20 protein-coding genes are annotated in these 19,877 nt (G+C 45.8%); 17 read left to right on the top strand and 3 right to left on the bottom strand.

The annotated features are described in order from the left end of the window. Window positions 1-26: 26 nt before the first annotated feature. Window positions 27-140, bottom strand: a complete 114-nt coding sequence (locus HFA01_RS05315) for a YjcZ family sporulation protein (RefSeq protein WP_146814020.1) — start codon at window positions 138-140, stop codon at window positions 27-29. A 502-nt stretch (window positions 141-642) separates the two neighbouring features. Between HFA01_RS05315 and ilvE the strand changes: the two genes are divergently transcribed. The 9 genes from ilvE to ilvA all read left to right on the top strand — a co-directional run bounded on the left by ilvE (window position 643) and on the right by ilvA (window position 10,968). Then, a complete protein-coding gene (ilvE, locus tag HFA01_RS05310) occupies window positions 643-1,545 on the top strand; it encodes a branched-chain-amino-acid transaminase (RefSeq protein WP_146813955.1) in 903 nt (300 codons plus the stop codon). Between the two features lie 461 nt (window positions 1,546-2,006). Then, window positions 2,007-3,722: a biosynthetic-type acetolactate synthase large subunit gene (gene ilvB / locus HFA01_RS05305; protein ID WP_146813952.1), complete on the top strand. Its 1,716-nt coding sequence runs from the start codon at window positions 2,007-2,009 to the stop codon at window positions 3,720-3,722. Next, the gene (gene ilvN / locus HFA01_RS05300) at window positions 3,719-4,240 is read left to right on the top strand and encodes an acetolactate synthase small subunit (RefSeq protein WP_089654003.1); all 522 of its coding nucleotides are present in this window, start codon (window positions 3,719-3,721) and stop codon (window positions 4,238-4,240) included. Before ilvB ends, ilvN begins: the two co-directional genes overlap by 4 nt. A 24-nt stretch (window positions 4,241-4,264) precedes the next feature. Beyond that, window positions 4,265-5,296 carry a ketol-acid reductoisomerase gene (gene ilvC / locus HFA01_RS05295; protein WP_146813950.1) on the top strand — a complete coding sequence of 344 codons (1,032 nt, stop codon included), beginning with the start codon at window positions 4,265-4,267 and terminating at the stop codon, window positions 5,294-5,296. Then, entirely contained in the window at window positions 5,283-6,827 is a 1,545-nt protein-coding gene (locus tag HFA01_RS05290) for a 2-isopropylmalate synthase (RefSeq protein WP_146813948.1), read from the top strand. Before ilvC ends, HFA01_RS05290 begins: the two co-directional genes overlap by 14 nt. A 16-nt stretch (window positions 6,828-6,843) precedes the next feature. Beyond that, window positions 6,844-7,950 carry a 3-isopropylmalate dehydrogenase gene (gene leuB / locus HFA01_RS05285; RefSeq protein ID WP_146813946.1) on the top strand — a complete coding sequence of 369 codons (1,107 nt, stop codon included), beginning with the start codon at window positions 6,844-6,846 and terminating at the stop codon, window positions 7,948-7,950. Window positions 7,951-7,971: 21 nt separating this feature from the next. After that, window positions 7,972-9,384 (top strand): 3-isopropylmalate dehydratase large subunit, encoded by a 1,413-nt coding sequence (leuC, locus tag HFA01_RS05280; protein WP_146813944.1) that lies wholly within the window; start codon window positions 7,972-7,974, stop codon window positions 9,382-9,384. A gap of 4 nt (window positions 9,385-9,388) precedes the next feature. Next, window positions 9,389-9,994: a 3-isopropylmalate dehydratase small subunit gene (gene leuD / locus HFA01_RS05275; protein WP_146813941.1), complete on the top strand. Its 606-nt coding sequence runs from the start codon at window positions 9,389-9,391 to the stop codon at window positions 9,992-9,994. 14 nt (window positions 9,995-10,008) lie between these two features. Beyond that, entirely contained in the window at window positions 10,009-10,968 is a 960-nt protein-coding gene (ilvA, locus tag HFA01_RS05270) for a threonine ammonia-lyase (protein ID WP_146813939.1), read from the top strand. 358 nt (window positions 10,969-11,326) lie between these two features. On the opposite strand, the gene HFA01_RS05265 is transcribed toward ilvA, so the two are convergent. Beyond that, window positions 11,327-12,139: an alpha/beta fold hydrolase gene (locus HFA01_RS05265; protein WP_146813936.1), complete on the bottom strand. Its 813-nt coding sequence runs from the start codon at window positions 12,137-12,139 to the stop codon at window positions 11,327-11,329. A 245-nt stretch (window positions 12,140-12,384) separates the two neighbouring features. Between HFA01_RS05265 and HFA01_RS05260 the strand changes: the two genes are divergently transcribed. From HFA01_RS05260 to HFA01_RS05225, 8 genes are all read left to right on the top strand, one after another. Then, window positions 12,385-13,548, top strand: coding sequence for an iron-containing alcohol dehydrogenase (locus tag HFA01_RS05260; protein WP_146813934.1), 1,164 nt, complete (start codon window positions 12,385-12,387; stop codon window positions 13,546-13,548). A gap of 283 nt (window positions 13,549-13,831) precedes the next feature. Continuing rightward, window positions 13,832-14,974, top strand: coding sequence for a D-alanyl-D-alanine carboxypeptidase family protein (locus tag HFA01_RS05255; RefSeq protein WP_246139278.1), 1,143 nt, complete (start codon window positions 13,832-13,834; stop codon window positions 14,972-14,974). Between the two features lie 143 nt (window positions 14,975-15,117). Continuing rightward, a complete protein-coding gene (locus tag HFA01_RS05250) occupies window positions 15,118-16,659 on the top strand; it encodes a methyl-accepting chemotaxis protein (RefSeq protein ID WP_146813932.1) in 1,542 nt (513 codons plus the stop codon). A gap of 108 nt (window positions 16,660-16,767) precedes the next feature. Beyond that, window positions 16,768-17,193, top strand: coding sequence for a DUF1801 domain-containing protein (locus tag HFA01_RS05245; protein WP_146813930.1), 426 nt, complete (start codon window positions 16,768-16,770; stop codon window positions 17,191-17,193). 4 nt (window positions 17,194-17,197) lie between these two features. Then, window positions 17,198-17,641: a GNAT family N-acetyltransferase gene (locus tag HFA01_RS05240; protein WP_146813928.1), complete on the top strand. Its 444-nt coding sequence runs from the start codon at window positions 17,198-17,200 to the stop codon at window positions 17,639-17,641. Further along, window positions 17,638-18,327 (top strand): HAD family hydrolase, encoded by a 690-nt coding sequence (locus HFA01_RS05235; RefSeq protein ID WP_146813926.1) that lies wholly within the window; start codon window positions 17,638-17,640, stop codon window positions 18,325-18,327. Before HFA01_RS05240 ends, HFA01_RS05235 begins: the two co-directional genes overlap by 4 nt. Continuing rightward, a complete protein-coding gene (locus tag HFA01_RS05230; protein ID WP_146813924.1) occupies window positions 18,312-18,698 on the top strand; it encodes a VOC family protein in 387 nt (128 codons plus the stop codon). The genes HFA01_RS05235 and HFA01_RS05230 overlap by 16 nt, the downstream gene beginning before the upstream one ends. A gap of 55 nt (window positions 18,699-18,753) precedes the next feature. Next, window positions 18,754-19,281 carry a GNAT family N-acetyltransferase gene (locus tag HFA01_RS05225; protein WP_146813922.1) on the top strand — a complete coding sequence of 176 codons (528 nt, stop codon included), beginning with the start codon at window positions 18,754-18,756 and terminating at the stop codon, window positions 19,279-19,281. A gap of 193 nt (window positions 19,282-19,474) precedes the next feature. Here HFA01_RS05225 and HFA01_RS05220 read toward each other — a convergent pair whose 3' ends face one another. Continuing rightward, entirely contained in the window at window positions 19,475-19,777 is a 303-nt protein-coding gene (locus HFA01_RS05220; RefSeq protein ID WP_146813920.1) for a hypothetical protein, read from the bottom strand. Window positions 19,778-19,877 lie beyond the last annotated feature (100 nt).

Below are 19,877 nucleotides of genomic sequence, written 5' to 3'. Positions count from 1 at the left end.
GTAAAGGCGGTTCACACGAAAAGGTTTTAGTTGTAGAAAGAAGCTCCTACGATAATCAAAAGGATGAACAATACAACGATCAAAACGAAAGTGCTTCCGTAGTTGCCGCCGTATCCGCCGCAGCCACCATACCAGCCCATATCTTTCACCACCTTTTTTAATCCTATACGACACTGTATGAAGGGACGGGCTCTGAAGGCAGGGCGAATGTCCACTATTTTTCATTTGAGAATTCCATGTACAAAAGTGGTTTCTTGCAGAAAAAATGCGAATAATTGCCTGAATGTTTTCGTGTGTTTCCATGTTGAATTCACGCTCATTTGAGATAAAAAAGAAAAAAAGAAAAGAGAAAAAGAGACGAGATGTCAAGCCTCTCAACGGTGTAAGCGCTTAACCTATTCATAGAATCTTTTGAGTGTTCAGAAAATTTACTAAAAACCTGTTGACCTTCCCTCGAAATGGGTTTAAAGTAGTCCTCAATCAACCACATCGATCGCTTCAATCGTCCGGTTGGTTCATGCGTAAGACCTGAGATTGGGACCCTGAAAATGTAAGATCATTGCTTACCAGAAGGGTCCACATTTTCTTTATCATTCTTTAATCATTTCAAACATTAAACTATAAAAGAAAGGAGTGCTGAAAATGAGCAGCCAATGGATTTATATGAGCGGCGAATACGTGAAGAAAGAAGAAGCTGTTGTTTCCGTTTATGATCATGGTTTCTTATATGGAGATGGGGTGTTCGAAGGGATTCGCGTATACGAAGGCAACATTTTTAAGCTTGATGAACACTTGAACCGTCTTTATGATTCAGCGAAGTCGATCATGCTCGAGATTCCACATAGCAAGGAGGAACTCGAAGAGATTATCGCTGAAACCGTCCGCCGAAATCAGTTGGAAACCGCATATATACGCGTCGTCGTTTCCAGAGGCGCCGGCAATCTGGGTCTGGACCCGGCCAGCTGTGCAAATCCACGCTTGGTTGTCATTGCTGAAGCACTCGCTTTGTTTCCGAAAGAATTATATGAACGCGGAGTCCGGCTCGCATCTGTTTCAAGCAGAAGAAACCGACCGGACGTGTTACCACCCCAAGTGAAATCGTTGAATTACTTGAATAATATCCTTGTGAAAATGGAAGCCAATCAAGCCGGAGTAGATGAAGCGCTTATGCTGAATGACCAAGGCTATGTGACGGAGGGATCTGCCGATAACATCTTTATCGTAAAGAATGGAACGATCATGACTCCGCCGACATATTTGGGTGCTTTAGAAGGGATTACACGTAACGCCATTATTGATATAGCCGAAGAAAAAGGCTACAAAGTCAAGGAACAGCCGTTTACGCGACACGATGTTTACGTTGCGGATGAAGTATTTTTAACAGGCACAGCGGCAGAAGTCATCGCCGTCGTGGAAGTCGATCAGCGAAAAGTTGGAGAAGGGAAGCCAGGCGTTGTCACGAACCACCTGCTTTCAGAGTTCAGAAAAGTAACGACTACAGATGGATACAAAGTGTACAGCAAAAATCAAGCGCACGTGAGTTAATAGAGTAAAGCCGAGTAGAATCCGAGGCATTGAAAATTAAATGATACGAACACGATGAAAGGAATAAAGGAATAAGTACTTGTATTCCCAGAGAGCCGGGGTTGCTGGAAGCCCGGAAATACATCTTATTCTGACATCATCCTTGAGTGTCCACGCCGAACGATCTTCCAGTAGGCGGGACCAGGTGTTTCACCGCACCTGTTATCAAAAGGGGTTCATGTTGAATCCCATGAGGTGGAGCTTGTTTTAGTGAGCTTCACGAATGAGGGTGGTACCGTGGAAGTAAAGAGAGACCTTTTCACCCCTCACATTCTTACAACATAGTTGTTGTGTTGCAGGAATCTGAGGAGGAAGAAGGTCTCTTTTTTGTTCGAAAGACGAAAGGTTTTAAGCGGAGAGGCTATACAGTTGTCATCCGCTTTTTCATAAAAGATAGGTTTAACACAGGAGGGATGAAAAAAATGAAGGCACAGGCAAGTGCGGAACAGCAGACCGCGACGAAGACAGGAGCCGATTTGCTGGTGGAAGCTTTGATCGGTCAAGGTGTTGAAACGTTATTCGGATATCCAGGTGGCGCGGTTTTACCGATTTATGATGCGATCTACCGGGCAGAAGGCAGTTTTGATCACATTCTTCCAAGACATGAACAAGGCGCCATCCACGCAGCGGAAGGATATGCAAGGGTGTCAGGCAAAGCAGGAGTCGTCATCGGTACATCTGGACCAGGAGCGACAAACTTAGTCACAGGAATTGCGGATGCAATGATGGATTCCATTCCACTCGTAATTTTTACCGGTCAGGTTGCCAAAGGGGTCATCGGAACCGATGCATTCCAGGAATCAGACATCATGGGAATCACAACACCGATTACAAAACATAATTATCAAGTGCAGGAAATCGAGGACCTGCCAAGGATCGTGAATGAAGCCTTTCATATTGCGACAACAGGCAGACCAGGGCCGGTCGTTGTGGATATTCCGAAAGATATCAGTTCAACGGTTTACGCAAAGGAAGTGAAGAGTGATTTTCATTTGCCAGGCTATCAGCCAACCGTCAAACCGAATCCACTTCAAGTGAGTAAACTGCACGACGCACTTGTGGAAGCGAAAAAACCGGTCGTCCTTGCAGGGTCCGGTGTCATTCACGCAGGTGCTTCGGAGGAGTTGAAAGCATTCGTCCAAAATTACCAACTTCCGGTTACAACGACGCTTCTCGGGCTCGGCAGTTACCCGGGCACCTGCGATTTGTCCCTCGGAATGGCTGGGATGCATGGGACGTATTCCGCAAACACAGCTCTTTACGAATGCGACCTTCTGATCAATATCGGTTCTCGCTTTGATGACAGACTGACAGGAAATTTGAAACACTTCGCCCCAAACGCGACAGTCGCCCATATCGATATCGATCCTGCTGAAATCGGGAAAAACATTCCGACCCACATTCCGATCGTATCGGATGCCAAAGCAGCGCTGGAAGCTTTGAACGCGAAAACGGTGAAAGGATTGCACCATAAAGGATGGATGGATGCGATCAGCCAAAACAAAATCGATTATCCACTCTGGCATGACCAGCCGGATGAACTGATCGTTCCTCAGTGGCTCATGCAGAAAGTTTATGAATATACCGGTGGAGAAGCAGTCGTTACAACAGATGTCGGACAGCATCAAATGTGGGCGGCCCAATACTACCAATTTGACAGGCCGAACCGCTGGGTCACCTCAGGTGGGCTTGGAACGATGGGGTACGGGTTCCCGGCAGCAATCGGAGCCCAGCTGGCTGACATGGATTCCACGTGTGTCGCTGTTGTAGGTGACGGTGGTTTTCAGATGACGCTTCAGGAACTGTCTGTTTTACAAGAACGCAGACTGCCTGTCAAAGTACTGATCGTCAACAATCAGGCGTTAGGAATGGTAAGACAGTGGCAGGAGAAGTTCTATAGTGAAAGATACTCAGAGTCTATCATCGATGTGCAGCCGGACTTTGTGAAACTTGCAGAAAGCTACCAGGTACCTGGTTATAAGATCGAAACACAGGAAGAACTCTTGGAAGTCCTGCCGAAAGTTCTGGGGGACGATCAGCCGGCGGTCATCGATTGCCGAGTCCTCCAAAAAGAGAACGTCTATCCGATGATCGCACCAGGAAAAGGACTACACGAAATGATTGGGGTGAAACGATGAAGCGAATCGTCACAGCAACCGTTCATAATCGAAGCGGTGTGCTGAACCGGGTAACAGGATTACTTGCCAAGCGGCAATTCAACATTGAAAGCATTTCTGTCGGACGGACAGAGACCGAAGGCGTCTCAAAAATGACGTTCGTCGTGGAAGTCGAGGATGATCGTAAGCTTGAGCAGCTCACCAAACAGCTGAACAAACAAATCGATGTTCTGAAGGTATCAGACATCACAGACAAAGCGATTGTCGCCAGGGAGCTCGCGATGGTAAAGGTGATCAGCAACCCGCAAATCCGCAGCGAAATCCAAGGGATCATCGAACCGTTCCGTGCATCAATCATTGATGTCAGTAAAGAAAGCGTTACGGTTCAAGTGACGGGTAAATCGGATAAAGTCGATGCGCTCATCGATCTACTAAGGCCATATGGCATTAAAGAACTTGCCAGAACAGGCTTAACCGCATTCACCCGCGGTCATCAGCCGCAAGTAGCAGAATTCAAATCTTACTCTCTATTAAAATAATTTCCCGAAAGGATGGATGTACAAATGGCACACGTATACTACCACAACGATATCAAAGACGAGGTACTAAAAAATAAAAAGATTGCTGTTGTAGGCTATGGATCTCAAGGTCATGCACACGCTCAAAACTTGAAGGAAAGCGGTCATAACGTCGTTGTTGGTCTTCGTAAAGGAAAGTCATGGGATAAAGCGGAACAGGACGGACTGGAAGTGAAAAGTGTTGCCGATGCTGTAGCAGAATCTGATGTGGTCATGGTTCTTCTTCCTGATGAATATCAGCCAAGAGTCTATGAAGAGTCCATCAAACCGAATTTGAAGTCCGGAGCTGCACTCGCTTTCGCTCACGGATTCAACGTTCACTTTAATCAAGTTGTTCCTCCATCAAATGTCGATGTTTTCCTTGTAGCTCCAAAAGGACCAGGACACCTTGTTCGCCGTACATTTGGAGAAGGCGCTGGTGTACCGGCATTGATCGGTGTCGAGCAAGACGTCACTGGGGAAGCGAAAGAAATCGCTCTTGCTTACGCGAAAGGCATCGGCGGTGGCCGTGCAGGAGTCCTTGAAACATCCTTCCAGGAAGAAACGGAAACCGATCTTTTCGGTGAACAGGCCGTCCTTTGCGGTGGACTTTCAAGCCTTGTGAAAGCCGGTTTTGAAACGTTGACAGAAGCTGGTTATCAGCCGGAAGTGGCCTACTTCGAATGTATGCACGAGCTCAAATTGATCGTTGATTTGATGTATGAAGGCGGACTTGAAGGCATGCGTTACTCCATCTCCGATACAGCACAATGGGGTGACTTCGTATCAGGTCCACGCGTCGTCGATGAAAGTACGAAAGCCCGCATGAAAGACGTATTGACAGATATCCAGACAGGGAAGTTCGCCAAAGGCTGGATCCTTGAGAACCAGGTGAATCGTCCAGAGTTCAATGCAATCAATGCCCGTGAAAACAATCATCAAATCGAGAAGGTGGGTAGAGAGCTCCGTGAACTGATGCCGTTCGTCAAGAAGTCCCAATCCAAAGAAAAGGATGTGGTCACACATGGCTCACGTTAACGTTTTCGATACAACCTTGAGAGACGGAGAACAATCCGCTGGTGTCAATTTGAATCGTTTGGAAAAAGTGGAAATTGCCAAACAGCTGGAACGTTTAGGTGTAGATATTATGGAGGCGGGTTTTCCCGCTTCCTCTCAAGCTGACTTTGAGGCAGTCAAAGAGATTGCTGATACCGTCCGCGGTTGTTCGGTAACGGGCTTAGCGCGAGCAAACAAACGTGACATCGACATTGCATGGGAAGCTCTGAAAGGCGGAGCGGAGCCGAGGCTGCATGTTTTCATCGCTACTTCCCCAATTCATATGACTCACAAACTGAAGAAGACACCAGATGAGGTGGTGGAAAAAGCGGTAGAAATGGTTACCTATGCGAAAGAGAGGTTTCCACATGTCCAGTTTTCAGCAGAAGATGCACTGAGATCCGATCAAGATTTTCTTGTTCATATCATCGAAAAGGTGATTGACGCTGGAGCGAGTGTCATCAATCTTCCGGATACGGTCGGCTTCACAACACCCGACGAAATCGGACGGCTTTTCCGGTATGTAAGAGAGAACGTACCGAACATCGATAAGGCAATCTTGTCTACCCACAACCACGATGATTTGGGAATGGCCGTAAGCAATTCCCTGGCTGCGATTGAAAATGGCGCGAGACAAATCGAAGGGACGATTAATGGCATCGGAGAACGCGCTGGAAACGCAGCGCTAGAAGAAATCGCTGTCGCATTGAAAATCCGTCAAGATCGTTTTGATTTTGAAACAGGGCTTGTTCTGAAAGAAATCAAGCGCACCAGCGATCTCGTCAGCCGACTGACAGGGATGCAGGTGCCTGGCAACAAAGCGGTTGTTGGGCGCAACGCTTTCGCCCATGAATCCGGGATCCACCAGGACGGCGTGTTGAAGGAGTCCACGACATACGAAATTATCACCCCAGCGATGGTTGGCATCGATTCCAATCGAATGGTGTTAGGAAAACACTCCGGACGGCATGCGTTCAAACAGAAAGCGGAAGAACTCGGGTTTGATCTTAATGAAAACAAGCTGAAGGAAGCTTTTGAATCATTTAAGACACTGACAGGGAAGAAAAAAGAAGTGACGGATGATGATCTCTTCGCCATTTTGACAGACACGCAGACGGAAAACGAAGACCAGCCTAAATACGAGTTGAAAGCTTTCCAGGTCCAATATGGAAGCATCAACCGTCCGACAGCCACTGTTCTTTTGACACGTCCGGATGGGGAAGAAGTTGAGAAGGCCAATACGGGAGAAGGAAGTGTCGAAGCGATCTACAACACGCTGGATGATTTGATTGATGCCGATGTTCATCTGCAGGACTATCAATTGAGTTCCATCGGTAAAGGGCGCGACGCTTTAGCAGAGGTACACGTTCAATTGACTGTCGATGGAATCAAAGCATCTGGCCGAGGATCTGCACAGGATGTTCTGGAAGCATCGGCTCATGCTTTCTTGAACGCAGTGAACCGCACATTATATAGAAGCAAGTTGGAGAATTATCAAAAAGTGCAAGTATAACTAAAGGGGGATGCACATGGAAAAACATATCGTACTTTTGCCAGGAGACGGGATCGGTCCAGAAGTGACAAAAGCCGCTAAAAACGTGTTGCAGTCGGTGGCGGACCGCTTTCAGCACACTTTCACTTTTGAGACTCATGACATCGGAGGAGTGGCGATCGATAATCACGAAACGCCCCTTCCGGAGGATACGGTCGAAGCAGCAAGGAAAGCGGATGCTATTTTCCTAGGAGCGGTTGGTGGACCGAAATGGGATCAGCTCCCCGGACATATGAGACCGGAAAAAGGGCTGCTCGGGATCCGCAAACAACTCGGGTTGTTTGCGAATCTCCGTCCTGTCAAAGCGTTTCCGCAGTTGCTCCATGCATCACCTTTGAAGCAGGAGGTCGTCGCGGCAAGTGATCTGTTGATCGTCCGTGAGCTGACCGGTGGGTTGTACTTTGGAGAACCCAGAGAACGACGAAACAATGGAAATGCCGTCGTCGATACCCTGGCTTACGAACGCCGGGAAATTGAAAGGATCGTCGAACAGGCATTCCAAAGCGCGCAGGTGCGAAGGAAGCATCTTACATCAGTCGATAAAGCGAACGTCCTCGAGTCGAGCCGCATGTGGCGGGAAGTCGTGGAGGAGAAAAAAGCGCAGTATCCAGATGTAAAGGTTGAACATATGCTTGTGGATGCCGCAGCGATGAAACTTGTGACCCATCCGGCATACTTTGATGTCATCGTCACAGAGAACATGTTCGGGGACATCTTGAGTGATGAAGCTTCTGTACTGACAGGATCGCTCGGTATGCTGCCTTCTGCCAGTTTAAATGAAACAGGCGTCGGACTTTACGAGCCGGTCCACGGCTCTGCCCCTGATATCGCAGGAGAGAATAAAGCGAATCCTCTCGCTAGTATTCTATCTGTCGCGATGATGCTGAAGCATTCTTTCGGCATGGAAGAAGAAGCAGAACAAGTGGAAGCGGCTGTACAGGAAGTGTTGAACGAAGGATACCATACCGCAGACATCGATCTCGTCGGAGGTACCGTCGTCAGTGGCAGTGAATTGGCACGAAGAGTAGTCGATCAAATCACCACAAGTGATACCACAGAAAATATCATGCGTTGTTACGTATAAACACGAAGGGAGCGGAACGGAATGAGTCATCCAAAAACCATTGTAGAAAAAATTTGGGATCAGCATGTCGTCCATGAAGAAGAAGGGAAGCCGAACCTCCTCTACATCGACTTGCATCTGATTCATGAGGTGACCTCTCCCCAGGCGTTTGAAGGATTGCGGATGGCCGGAAGGAAAGTGAGAAGACCGGATCGTACGTATGCGACGATGGACCATAACGTACCAACGATCCACCGGAATGTCATTAAAGATGAAGTTTCCAAAAAGCAGATGGAAACATTAAAAGCAAACTGTGAAGAGTTCGGTGTCCGACTTGCGGACATCAATCACCCGGATCAAGGGATCGTTCACGTCATCGGCCCGGAACTTGGTTTGACTCAGCCCGGAAAAACGATCGTCTGTGGGGATAGCCATACCTCCACACACGGTGCTTTTGGAGCACTCGCTTTTGGAATCGGAACGAGTGAAGTGGAGCACGTGCTCGCGACCCAATCTCTCTGGCAGGCCCCTCCGAAAACCCTTCAAGTCAATGTTGAGGGGGTGCTTGGAACAGGCGTCACAGCGAAAGATTTAATTCTTGCGATTATTGGGAAGTATGGGGTCCGCTTTGGCACAGGTCATGTGATCGAGTACACCGGCGAGGCTGTCCGTAACCTTTCAATGGAGGAACGCATGACCGTCTGCAACATGTCCATCGAAGCAGGAGCGAGAGCCGGGTTGATCAGTCCTGATGCAACGACGATCGATTACATGCGGGGCAAGCGCTATGTGCCGGAAGGAGAAGCTTTTGATGAAGCAGCTGAACAGTGGCTCGCTTTAGCTTCCGATGAAGGATGTGAATATGACCAGACGCTTACGATTCATGCGGATGAGATTGAACCGCAGGTGACATGGGGAACGAATCCTTCTCAATGTGTTCCTGTCGGTGGTCGCGTCCCTGATCCTGAATCGGTGGATGAAGATCGGGACGGCATCGAGCGTGCCATCGAATATATGGGACTTGAGGCAAACCAGAGCATCGAATCAATCCCTGTGGAGCACGTATTCATCGGTTCCTGCACAAACTCCCGGTTGAGCGATCTGCGTAAAGCGGCAGAAATCGTCCGTGGCGGCCGCGTCCATGAAGGGGTGAGAGCTCTTGTCGTCCCTGGTTCCAAATCTGTGAAAGATGCAGCAGAAGCAGAAGGACTGGATACGATTTTCTTGACTGCAGGATTTGAATGGCGTGATGCCGGCTGCAGCATGTGTCTGGCTATGAATGATGACATCGTCCCACCTGGGGAACGCTGTGCTTCCACTTCCAACCGGAACTTCGAGGGGCGTCAGGGAAATGGTGCCCGTACCCATCTCGTCAGTCCGGAAATGGCAGCAGCGGCAGCGTTGGAAGGTCATTTTGTCGATGTTAGAAAATACGCCAGTACGGTAGGAGGGTGAAGAGATGGAACCGATCAAACAACATCATGGTCTGGTCTACCCATTGGATCGATCGAATGTCGATACCGATCAGATCATTCCGAAGCAATTTTTGAAAAGGATTGAACGACAGGGGTTCGGCCAGTTCCTCTTCTACAACTGGCGATTCAATGAGGATGGAACACTGCGGGAAGATTTCTCTCTAAATGACCCGAAGTATGATGGTGCTTCTGTTCTTGTCGGCGGTGAAAACTTCGGGTGCGGTTCCTCCAGGGAACACGCACCATGGGCGATTCAGGACTATGGCTTTAAAGTGGTCATCGCCCCGAGTTTCGCCGACATTTTCTACAACAACTGCTTCAAAAACGGAATCCTTCCGATTCAGTTGCCGAAGCCGGTTGTAGATCAGCTGATGGAAAAGGCAACGAAAGAGATGTATGAAGTGAAGGTCGATTTGGAAAAACAAATCATTGATGACGGCGACCTTGAGGTGTCCTTTGACATCCAGTCTTACCACAAAGAAATGCTAATGAATGGCTGGGATGAGATTGCTGTCACTTTGACGTATGAAGACAAAATCGACCAGTACGAAAAACAAAACAAAGGAGTGAAGACGTTGGGGATTTCTTAACGCTAGCTAAAGTCATGGATGCACAGGAACAATTGCAGGAGGTGGTGCACCGCACCCCGTTGCAAACATCAACAACCTTCAATGAGAAAACCGGGCAGCACGTGTATTTGAAGATGGAGAATCAGCAAAAAACAGGTGCTTTTAAAGTGAGGGGGGCGTCCTATAAGGTTGCCTGTCTAACGGAAGTCGAAGCGTCCCGCGGTGTGATCGCAGCATCTGCCGGGAACCATGCTCAAGGCGTCGCACTTGCTGCAGCGAAGCGAGGCATCCAGGCGCAGATTTTCATGCCGGAAGGAACGCCGAGAGCGAAAGTGGAAGCGACGCAAGGGTACGGAGCGAAAGTCGTTCTTACCGGCGAGTCCTTCCAGGAAGCTTATCAGGCCGCTTTGCTTGAGCAGGAAAGAACAGGTGCCACTTTTCTTCATCCGTTCGACGACTATGATGTGATGGCAGGACAAGCGACGGTCGCCGTTGAAATGCTGCAACAGCAGCCGGATTTGAACCGTCTATTCGTGCCGATCGGGGGAGGCGGTCTGATTGCAGGTATTGCTTTCGCAGCCAAACAGCTCAAGCCGGACATCAAAGTCATCGGTGTCCAGTCTGCAAAAGCCCCTTCCATGTACAATGCTTTGTACAAAAAAGGACCTGAAAAACTGACATCTGTCTCTACAATTGCTGACGGAATTGCCGTGAAGGAAAGAGGGAAACTCACCTACACGTGTATCCAAAAATACGTGGATCAAGTGATCACGGTGGAAGAACATGAAATCGCAAAAGCCATGCTCATGCTTCTCGAACGTGAAAAAACGCTAGTAGAAGGAGCGGGAGCAACGGCACTTGCCGGTCTTCTTAGTACATGTGACACGTTTGAACAACAGCAATGCGGAGTTGTCTTGAGTGGAGGAAACATGGATCTTTCCCGATTGCCGCTGATCCAGAAGCTAGCCAATCCAAAGAAAGTGGTCATCGCTTAAGGTGACAGCCAGGAGGAGTATTTAAACTCTTCCTGGCATTTTTATTGGAACTCGGTCGTTGATCCGTTGGTTTTGGGTATCTATCAGTGATTTTGGTGCTTTTTCTGTATTGTACATAGTATCCCGGGAACTTATTAGCAACATTGAGGCTTTTATTAGCACCTTTTGGGTGTATATTAGCAACATTGATGCTCTTATTAGCATCTTTTGAACATATATTAGCGACTTTGGAAGTTTTATTATCATCTTCGGATTTTTGGGTCCTCTCCTACACAATCGAGGTTAGTAGAGATGGGAATGTGCTTTCGTGTACATAGTAAAAAAGGAGAGCCGGCATTTGAAGCCGGGCTCTCCTTTTTTACTCCTTCAATAAATCAAGCATCGTTTGATTGAATTTTTCTCTTTCATCATAAACCATTCCGTGGCCGCTGTTTTCAAAAGATACGAGTGTGCTGTTCGGGATTTTCTCGTTCAATATCTCGGAAAATGCATAATCACAGATCTCATCGTGTTTGCCGTGAAGTAAAAGGGTAGGTACATCAATTTGACTCGCTTCATCCCGTAAATCTTCATCTCTTAGCGACGTTGCGCAGGCGATGGTAGCGTGAGCGGATGCTTCAAGGGCAAGACTGTGAAACCATTCTCCAAAAGGTTCGGAGATATTAGAATGGTAGAATCCTTCACCAAAATCTTTCAATGCAGCTGGGCGGTCTTTTTGGAGGAATCCAATCAATTCATCTACTTCTTCTTTTTTCATGCCGTGGGAATAGCCTTCTCTTTGAGTAAAGCTCGGAGCGGCCGGTCCTGCCAGAATCAACTGTGCAAATTCTTTATTTGCAAATTTCGTCGCATAGCGAATCGCAATGGGTCCACCCATGGAAAATCCAGCTAAATAGAAGTTTTCAAGTTGAAGGTATTCTACAACCGTTTTTACATCATGGGCAAGCGTATCGTAATCATAACCGAAAGCAGGTTTGTCTGATTTCCCGAATCCCCGCAGGTCGATGCCTATGAAGCGGTAGCCTTTTTGAGGTAGTTCGTTCATCTGATATTCAAACATCTTATGGTTCAGTGGCCATCCATGAAGGAATACAATCGGCCGTCCCTGCCCGATATCTTCTACAAATAAGTCGATATGGTAATCATGATCTACTTCAATATAGAGTGACATTTTTATAAAAACTCCTTTTTTTATGTTATGAAGAATATTCCCCTTTTCCTCCATATAAAACAGATTACGAATAGGAAGAACTCCCTTTACTAGCCGCTCTATATCATCCACAAAGAAAAGGCGATTTTGAGAAAATGAAAAGAGGGTCATCAAAGATTTAGATGTGTACGATCAATAATCATCCTTACCTGATTTGATTATAGAGTGATACAATAGAAAAGTTATAAAAAAGGCGAGGTGGAACAATGAATAACTTTTTACAATATAACCCTACAAAGCTCTATTTTGGCGAGGGACAAATCACACAACTCCCGAATGAGATTGGACAAGGAGCAAAAGTGCTTGTCATTTATGGTGGGGGAAGCATTAAGAAGAACGGTGTGTATGAGGACGTCTTGCAACAATTGGAGAAGCTTGAAGGCCACGTTTATGAACTATCCGGTGTAGAGCCGAATCCACGACTGACAACAGTCCGTAGAGGTGTTGATATCTGTAAAAAAGAAGGGATCGACTTTTTGCTTGCTGTTGGAGGCGGAAGCGTCATCGATTGTACAAAGGCTATTGCCGCAGGGGCAGTGAGCGATGCCGATGCCTGGGAGTTAATCACACAAGAGGCTCCCATTGAAAAAGCTCTGCCGATCGGTACTGTTTTGACGCTTGCAGCCACAGGTTCTGAGATGAATGCTGTTTCCGTCATTACGAACTGGGAAACGAAAGACAAACTCGGATGGGGATCGCCTCATGTGTATCCGACATTTTCCATCCTGGATCCAACCTACACATTTTCGGTACCTGAAAACCAGACTGTGTACGGGATCGTCGACAGCATGTCCCATGCCTTGGAACACTACTTCCATCGGACTGAGAACACACCTATGATTGATGGGTTCATCGAGTCCCTTTTACGGACGGCTATCCAAACCGGACCGAAATTAATAGCGGACCAGAAGTCCTATGAACACAGGGAAACGATGATGTATTTAAGTACAACCGCATTCAATGGAACCTTAATGAATGGAACAGATGGAGGGGACTGGGCTACCCACCGTATCGAACACGCGGTATCCGCCATCTATGATATCCCGCACGGTGGAGGTCTTGCTATACTGTTCCCAAACTGGCTTGAGCATGTCTTGGAAGATGATCCAAGCCGTGTGAAGCAGCTGGCAACCAATGTCTTTGGTATCGACTCTGCAGGGAAGACGGATGTGGAAGTTGCGCGAGAGGGAGCGAAGGCACTGCGCCATTTCTGGAACTCGCTTGGTGCACCTAGCACTCTTAAGGATTATGACATCACAGATGAAGCATTTGACGATATTGTGGAGAAAACATTCATTAAACCAGGCGTGGGCACATATAAAGAAATGAATCGTGAAGCAGTTTTAGATATTCTGCAACGTTCACTATAACAAAAGGAGAGGCTCTGACCGAGCCTCTCCTTTTATTACCTCTACTCCCTATTCTGAAGAGCAAAGTTTTAAATGTTAAGTTTCCTATAATATAGCGATTCGCTTGAAGAAACAACTGTTGGAAAATTTTCAGGAAATAGCCAGATAGTTTACAAAAGGATTACAATTTATTTAAGAATTCGTGGGTTTTCTTCAAATTGCGACAATTATGTATATACTGATACATGGTTAAATACAGTGCGTGTTTTTAGATTAATAACTGTGTACAGGGAGTCATTATTAAATGAAGAAACTTATTGTAATCATCTTAGCTTTATTTACCACTTTTAGTATCCATCCAAACATAACGATGGCAAAGTCCAAGCCGGATACCCCATCGATTAATAGTGAAGCGGCTATTGTTCTTGAAGCGAATACAGGTAAAGTCATATATGAAAAGAATGCCGAGACGCGTATGTATCCGGCTAGCTTAACGAAAATTGCAACAGCCATTTACGCGATTGAAAACGGGGATCTTAAAGAGACTGTAACTGTCAGTGAAAGAGCATATGAAACAGGTGGCTCCAGTGTTTTTCTTGAAGAGGGGGATCAGGCGACATTAAAAGAGCTGGTCCAGGGGTTGCTTCTGAACTCCGGGAATGATGCAGGTGTTGCCATTGCCGAGCATTTGAGTGGGAGTGTCGAGCGGTTCTCTGAAGACTTGAATGCTTACCTTGAGGAAAAAGCAGGTGTCGAGCGGACGGATTTCCAGAATCCTCATGGCTTATTTGACTCCGAGCATAGAACGACTGCGAAAGACCTTGCGAAAATTACGCAATATGCACAAGGAAATCAAACATTTAATGAAATATACGGATTAGAGGTTCTGGATTGGAATGGAGAAAAGTGGGATGCCACACTATACACGCATCACCGTTTAATGAGAGAGGACCCTTATGAAGGTGTGACTGGCGGAAAGACCGGCTATGTCCCACAATCTGGTTTCACGTTGGCTACGAGCGCGAGCCGTGAGAATATGGATTTGATTGTCATTACAATGAAAAGCCGAACGAAGAATTTGTCTTATGAAGATACGAAGAAGCTTTTAGACTATGGCTTTGATCATTATCAAACATCCACCTTAAATCCCGGGAAAGAGCTTCCAGCAGATATAAATGAAGAATACAAACTTCCTGATGAGATTTCCTACACTCATTTAAAAGAAGAAGCGGTTAAAACAGAAGTTGATGATTCTGGTCAGTTCTCTATTGCCTATCGTGATGGAACAGCCATTTATACGACCCAGCTGGCTAAAATGGAGGAAAAAGCAACCGAGCGACCAGGGAATGAGCAGAAAACCGAAAAGCCAAACTGGCAGGATTATTGGCCTCTCTTCATTTTTCCACGCCACTTTTGGGTGACCGAAATCTATGAACAAATCAAATAATGGATATGAGAAACCTCCTATGCTAGGAGGTTTTTTGTTTTCGGAAAAATTATCTTTGCATTTAAATTTTTGAAGTCAAAATAAGTGATATTTTTGAATTTTTCCGTTACTATAGTTCTTAAGTCTTATTTAAGGGTGGTTGTATGGAAAAAAAGAAGAATCGTACCATGCTTATGTTTGGTGCTGTAGGGTTATTGCTGGTTCTTGTCATTCATTTTATTCACAGAAATTTATTGCTAAGTTGGAGTATGAATGACTTTCAGAATTTTGCTCCTTATTTATATACATATTTAATGATTCCCTTTGCTTTGTATGGGGTGACTCTTTTCGTTTATTTAAAAAAACGAGATCATGTCGCTATCCCCTGGTTGATGAGTCTTTTATACACCTTCCTCAGCATAGGGATGATTACGAGTGGAGAAGGCATGGTAGTTTATCATTTTTCCATCTTTCTTGTCGTGGCATTGATTGCCTTTTATGACCGTATTGAAATCATTACAATGATGACGCTCCTTTTCGCCCTTTATCATTTCATCACGATGTTTTGGGGCATGGAATTCTTTTATGGAACGGATCATTATTCTTGGTTCATGTTTTCGCTTCATGCTGTTTACTTGGTCTTGACGAGTGCAGGAACCTCTTACCAGATCGTTCAAAAGAATGCCCACGTACAGGAACTGAAAAAGCATTCTCAACAGAAAGAAGCGGAAGCTGATCAACTACTCCATCAACTCCAATCTGTCGGGAACTCTTTAAAAGAAACATCGGATGTCATTAATCAAACCTCTCATCAATCATCGCATTCTTTAAATGAAATGGAAGAGATGATCCAAAAGCGAGGACGAAATGCTGATGAGCAAGTAGAGCAGGCAGAGAACCAGGCACTGAATCTGTCGGATATTCAAGCAGCAATGGAACAAATCACAGAAAGCATTGAGGTGGTATCCGAACAGGCGAAACATACATCAACGGCCACTCTAGATGGCAAAGCTTCTCTAGCTGAGATTTCCACTCATCTTCATTCAACAGAATCCAGCTTCAAAGAAACCGGAGAAAATATCCAGGTCTTACAAACATACTCTGAGCAAATCAGTCAGCTTACGAAGGAAATAGCTTCGATTACCGATCATACGAAATTGCTGGCGTTAAATGCTTCTATTGAAGCTGCAAGGGCAGGAGAGCACGGAAAAGGCTTCAGTGTAGTTGCCCAGGAAGTACAAAAGCTGGCGGCACAGTCAGGGAATGCTACGGAGCGTATTTTTTCAATTGTGGATTCAATCAGGGAGCATGTGTCAGAAGCAGACCTCCATGCTCGAGACGGAAGGAAGAAAATGAAAACGAGTTTAGACTATGTTTCGCATTTGGATGGGAACTTTAAGGGGATTTTGAAACAGTCAGAAGAAGTGGAAGGGCAGACGGATGAAATCCGTGCATCTAGTCAACAGCTATTGTCTACGGTCGACCTTTTTTCTCATTCTTTTGAAAGTATGTTGGATTTTACAAAAGAAGGAAAAGGCCAGAACCAGAATATGGTCCAATTTTCTAAGCAGCAGCTCGAGCGTATTGAAAACGTTGCTAAGGAAGCACAACGCATGTCAGAAATGGTCCAGGACGTCCAACGCATTACGAACGATATGGGTGGACAGAAAGAAGAAAGTAAACCTGACTTGAAAATAGTCAGCTGATAGAGGTGAGGAGGTCCAGGGTGGGGCCTTCTTTTTTTCTTATTTAACAGGAAATGGAGGGGATGTAGTGGAAATACTTAAAGAAGACGGTAGAAAGGAGCGGGAGACTTGGCTTACGAACAAAAGACAAAGCAAAATGATCGAAGTGTGGTTGAATTTATTGAAGAGGTGGATCACCCGAAAAAAAAGGAAGATGCATACCGCCTGTTGGACATTTTCACGGAGGCAACTGGGTATGAAGCGAAAATGTGGGGACCGTCAATCATTGGCTTCGGGTCGTATCATTACAAATATAAGACAGGTCATGAAGGGGATGCCCCACTTGTCGGATTTTCTCCACGCAAAGCGAATATCAGTCTTTATTTCGCCACGGGCGACCCGGAACGTGAAGAGCTTCTTGAAAAATTCGGGAAACACAAGAGCGGAAAAGCGTGTGTGTACATCAACAAAGTGGACGACATTGATGAAGAGGTTTTGAAAGCACTCATCCTCCAATCTGTCACATTCTTACAACAAACGTATCCGGAGGAATGAGGAGATGTATCAATACTATCAAGGCTTGACGATTCGCGAAGGCACGACCGGAGTGCCTGCCGAACGTGTAAAACAGCTGTTTGAAGAAGTGGGCTGGTCACGAGGGGGTCCTGCGTGGCAAGATGAGAAATTTTCTCTCATATTTGAGAACTCTACATGGGCGTTTACCGTATGGGAAGAAGAAAGAATGGTAGGAATGGTCCGAGTCGTGTCGGATCAGATCATGATGGCGACAATCATGGACTTGGCCGTTTCGGAATCGTACCGTGGAAAAGGACTTGCTCACAAGTTGATTTCACTGTGTATGGAAAAACTGCCGCATGGGGATTGGTTTGCCCATACCTCTGAAGAAAACTTCTCTTTCTATGAGTCATGTGGTTTTCAGGTAGAGGAAAACTGCTCTTTTTATGGCTATCGAAAAGCAAGAGACGAAGGGCATCGCCTATGATACAAGCCGTCATTTTCGACTTGGACCGGACGCTTTTGGATCGTGATGCTAGTGTAGAGCACTTCATCAACCATCAATATGATCGATACAAGCTGTCTTTAGAGTCTGTATCAAAAGAAGTTTTCACCTCAAGATTTATTGAATTGGATCAGGGGGGGTATAGGCCTAAAGATCAAGTTTACCAACAACTGATGGTTGAACTGGATTTGGAGAAGAGGTTGGAGGAAAAGCTTTATAAGGATTACAACGATTCTTTCCAACGATATTGTACACCTTTTCAAGGACTTCATGAGGTATTGCTACAGTTAAGGTCAAGTAAACTTCGTTTAGGTATGATCACCAATGGATATGGACGTTTTCAAATGGACAACATTCAGGCTCTAGGAATTCAGCCATTTTTTGAAACCATACTCATCTCCGAGTGGGAAGGAGTGAAAAAGCCAGATCCGATGATTTTTAAACGAGCGATGGAACGGATGAATCTGCGTTCTGATGCTTGTGTGTATGTGGGGGATCATTTGGAAAAAGATGTTCGAGCAGCAGAAGACATCGGGATGACCGCCATATGGAAAAAAGGTAGACAAGACGAAAAATCATTCGTTCGCTATTCGATCTATCATTTGAAGGAACTCCCAACATTGATAAAAAAATTAAATAAGGAGGAACGCCCATGTTATTTGAAGTGACCAATCAAATCCGTGTCCCTGATCTTGTAGAAGGACAGCAATGGTATGAGAAATTACTCGGGAAGAAACCTGATTTCATTCCTCATGAAGGTTTTATCGAATGGGAGGTCATCCCAGGGTTCTGGCTGCAGTTAGCAGAGGGAACACCAGCTGAAAACAGCGGTCCATTCCGTATTGGGGTTACAGACCTTGAAGCAACGAGAGATTTTCTGGTTGATGAATTAAGGATTGCCCCTTTTGATATTCACTCGCGTGAAGAAGTTCCTGTCAAGTGGGGGACGTTTGAAGATCCTTGGGGCAACGGAGTAGGCTTTTATGAGTATCATGACAAAAAAGAAGAGGAAGAACGTTTGAATCTTCTTTACAAGTGAGGAGAAGAGGAGCACCGCAAGAGGTGCTCCTTTTTCGCGACTAGGAGGGAAGTCTATGGAGGTTTTACAATTGAAGGTGTATGACATGCATCTTCACATGTTAGACACTTTTCATAGGTATCAGAAGACAGACCGGGTGTTGGTGGATGACTCAGGAGAAATCGTGGAAGAATCCGATTCATTTGAAGAAGATTGGACTCTCGAGAATAAACAAGAGATTATCCATCACTTCCGATTTGTGAGCATGAACGGAGGAGCTGTCGTGACCGTTATGAAAGAGCAGCAAGTCCAAGGTTTTGCAGTTATTGAGCCGGCTTCTTTTGGTGAAAAATCCCGGTATAGGGAATTATCTTACATACACGTAACGCGGGATCTTCGCGGTCAAGGGATAGGGAAAAGACTCTTTCAGAAAGCGGGAGAGGTCGCTAAAGCTCTGGGAGCGGAGAAATTGTATATAGGGGCCCATCCCTCGGTGGAGACACAAAGGTTCTATCAGAAGATGGGGTGTGTGCCTGCCAAAGAAATTCATCCAACGATCTATGCCCGGGAACCTAGAGATATTCAGCTGGAGAAACGGCTATAACAAAACCCATACGCGTGAATCGCGTATGGGTCTATATTTATTTTTTGCTGAAAAATTCGAGGAAAGCATGGTAGATTTCTGTTCCCTGATAAGATAATAGAGACAAAGCTGTCAACGAGAACATTCCGATCATAATCATTCTGAACCATAACATGGGTGAAACCTCCTTTGATTGTTGGCTGTTCGGACAACATCAAAGGTTATGAATCACATAATTGGACTGATAGAATACAGGGTTCAAAAAGAATAACTTGCGGATGGCCCTCATAGGTGTTGATGGAACGTTCGTACACAAATGTAGGATCCACAGAAATCCGAATAAAGCTGGAATGACAAACGTTTTGTCTGTTTGATCATCGTTTGAGGGCGTGGTTTCAAGTAGAGTGCTTTCTTGGACGTCGCCTTTGAAATAGCCGCTGTGGTGCTCACCGTATGTGAACGGCAATGCAAAACTAAGAAGCAGGATGACTATGAACAAGGCTGAGTGTCTTTGCATTCGGCGCACTCCCTTTTTAACTATTAATATATTTATTTTACATGATGCAGCTGTTTACGCAAGCAAAAGTTTTCTAATCCAAACATAGTCAAGTTTAACT

Source organism: Halobacillus faecis (assembly GCF_007991335.1).
Lineage (GTDB): Bacteria > Bacillota > Bacilli > Bacillales > Halobacillaceae > Halobacillus > Halobacillus faecis.
Note: the sequence above shows the minus strand (reverse complement) of the source record. Positions and strands in the feature narration are given on the sequence as shown.

Coding starts and splice junctions, on each gene's coding strand:
- ilvE (WP_146813955.1), top strand. CDS start 643: ATGAGCAGCCAATGGATTTATATGAGCGGCGAATACGTGAAGAAAGAA.
- HFA01_RS05255 (WP_246139278.1), top strand. CDS start 13,832: ATGAAGAAACTTATTGTAATCATCTTAGCTTTATTTACCACTTTTAGT.
- HFA01_RS05260 (WP_146813934.1), top strand. CDS start 12,385: ATGAATAACTTTTTACAATATAACCCTACAAAGCTCTATTTTGGCGAG.
- HFA01_RS05250 (WP_146813932.1), top strand. CDS start 15,118: ATGGAAAAAAAGAAGAATCGTACCATGCTTATGTTTGGTGCTGTAGGG.
- HFA01_RS05265 (WP_146813936.1), bottom strand. CDS start 12,139: ATGTCACTCTATATTGAAGTAGATCATGATTACCATATCGACTTATTT.
- HFA01_RS05235 (WP_146813926.1), top strand. CDS start 17,638: ATGATACAAGCCGTCATTTTCGACTTGGACCGGACGCTTTTGGATCGT.
- ilvB (WP_146813952.1), top strand. CDS start 2,007: ATGAAGGCACAGGCAAGTGCGGAACAGCAGACCGCGACGAAGACAGGA.
- HFA01_RS05240 (WP_146813928.1), top strand. CDS start 17,198: ATGTATCAATACTATCAAGGCTTGACGATTCGCGAAGGCACGACCGGA.
- leuB (WP_146813946.1), top strand. CDS start 6,844: ATGGAAAAACATATCGTACTTTTGCCAGGAGACGGGATCGGTCCAGAA.
- leuC (WP_146813944.1), top strand. CDS start 7,972: ATGAGTCATCCAAAAACCATTGTAGAAAAAATTTGGGATCAGCATGTC.
- HFA01_RS05225 (WP_146813922.1), top strand. CDS start 18,754: ATGGAGGTTTTACAATTGAAGGTGTATGACATGCATCTTCACATGTTA.
- HFA01_RS05315 (WP_146814020.1), bottom strand. CDS start 140: ATGGGCTGGTATGGTGGCTGCGGCGGATACGGCGGCAACTACGGAAGC.
- HFA01_RS05290 (WP_146813948.1), top strand. CDS start 5,283: ATGGCTCACGTTAACGTTTTCGATACAACCTTGAGAGACGGAGAACAA.
- ilvA (WP_146813939.1), top strand. CDS start 10,009: ATGGATGCACAGGAACAATTGCAGGAGGTGGTGCACCGCACCCCGTTG.
- HFA01_RS05230 (WP_146813924.1), top strand. CDS start 18,312: ATGTTATTTGAAGTGACCAATCAAATCCGTGTCCCTGATCTTGTAGAA.
- ilvN (WP_089654003.1), top strand. CDS start 3,719: ATGAAGCGAATCGTCACAGCAACCGTTCATAATCGAAGCGGTGTGCTG.
- leuD (WP_146813941.1), top strand. CDS start 9,389: ATGGAACCGATCAAACAACATCATGGTCTGGTCTACCCATTGGATCGA.
- ilvC (WP_146813950.1), top strand. CDS start 4,265: ATGGCACACGTATACTACCACAACGATATCAAAGACGAGGTACTAAAA.
- HFA01_RS05220 (WP_146813920.1), bottom strand. CDS start 19,777: ATGCAAAGACACTCAGCCTTGTTCATAGTCATCCTGCTTCTTAGTTTT.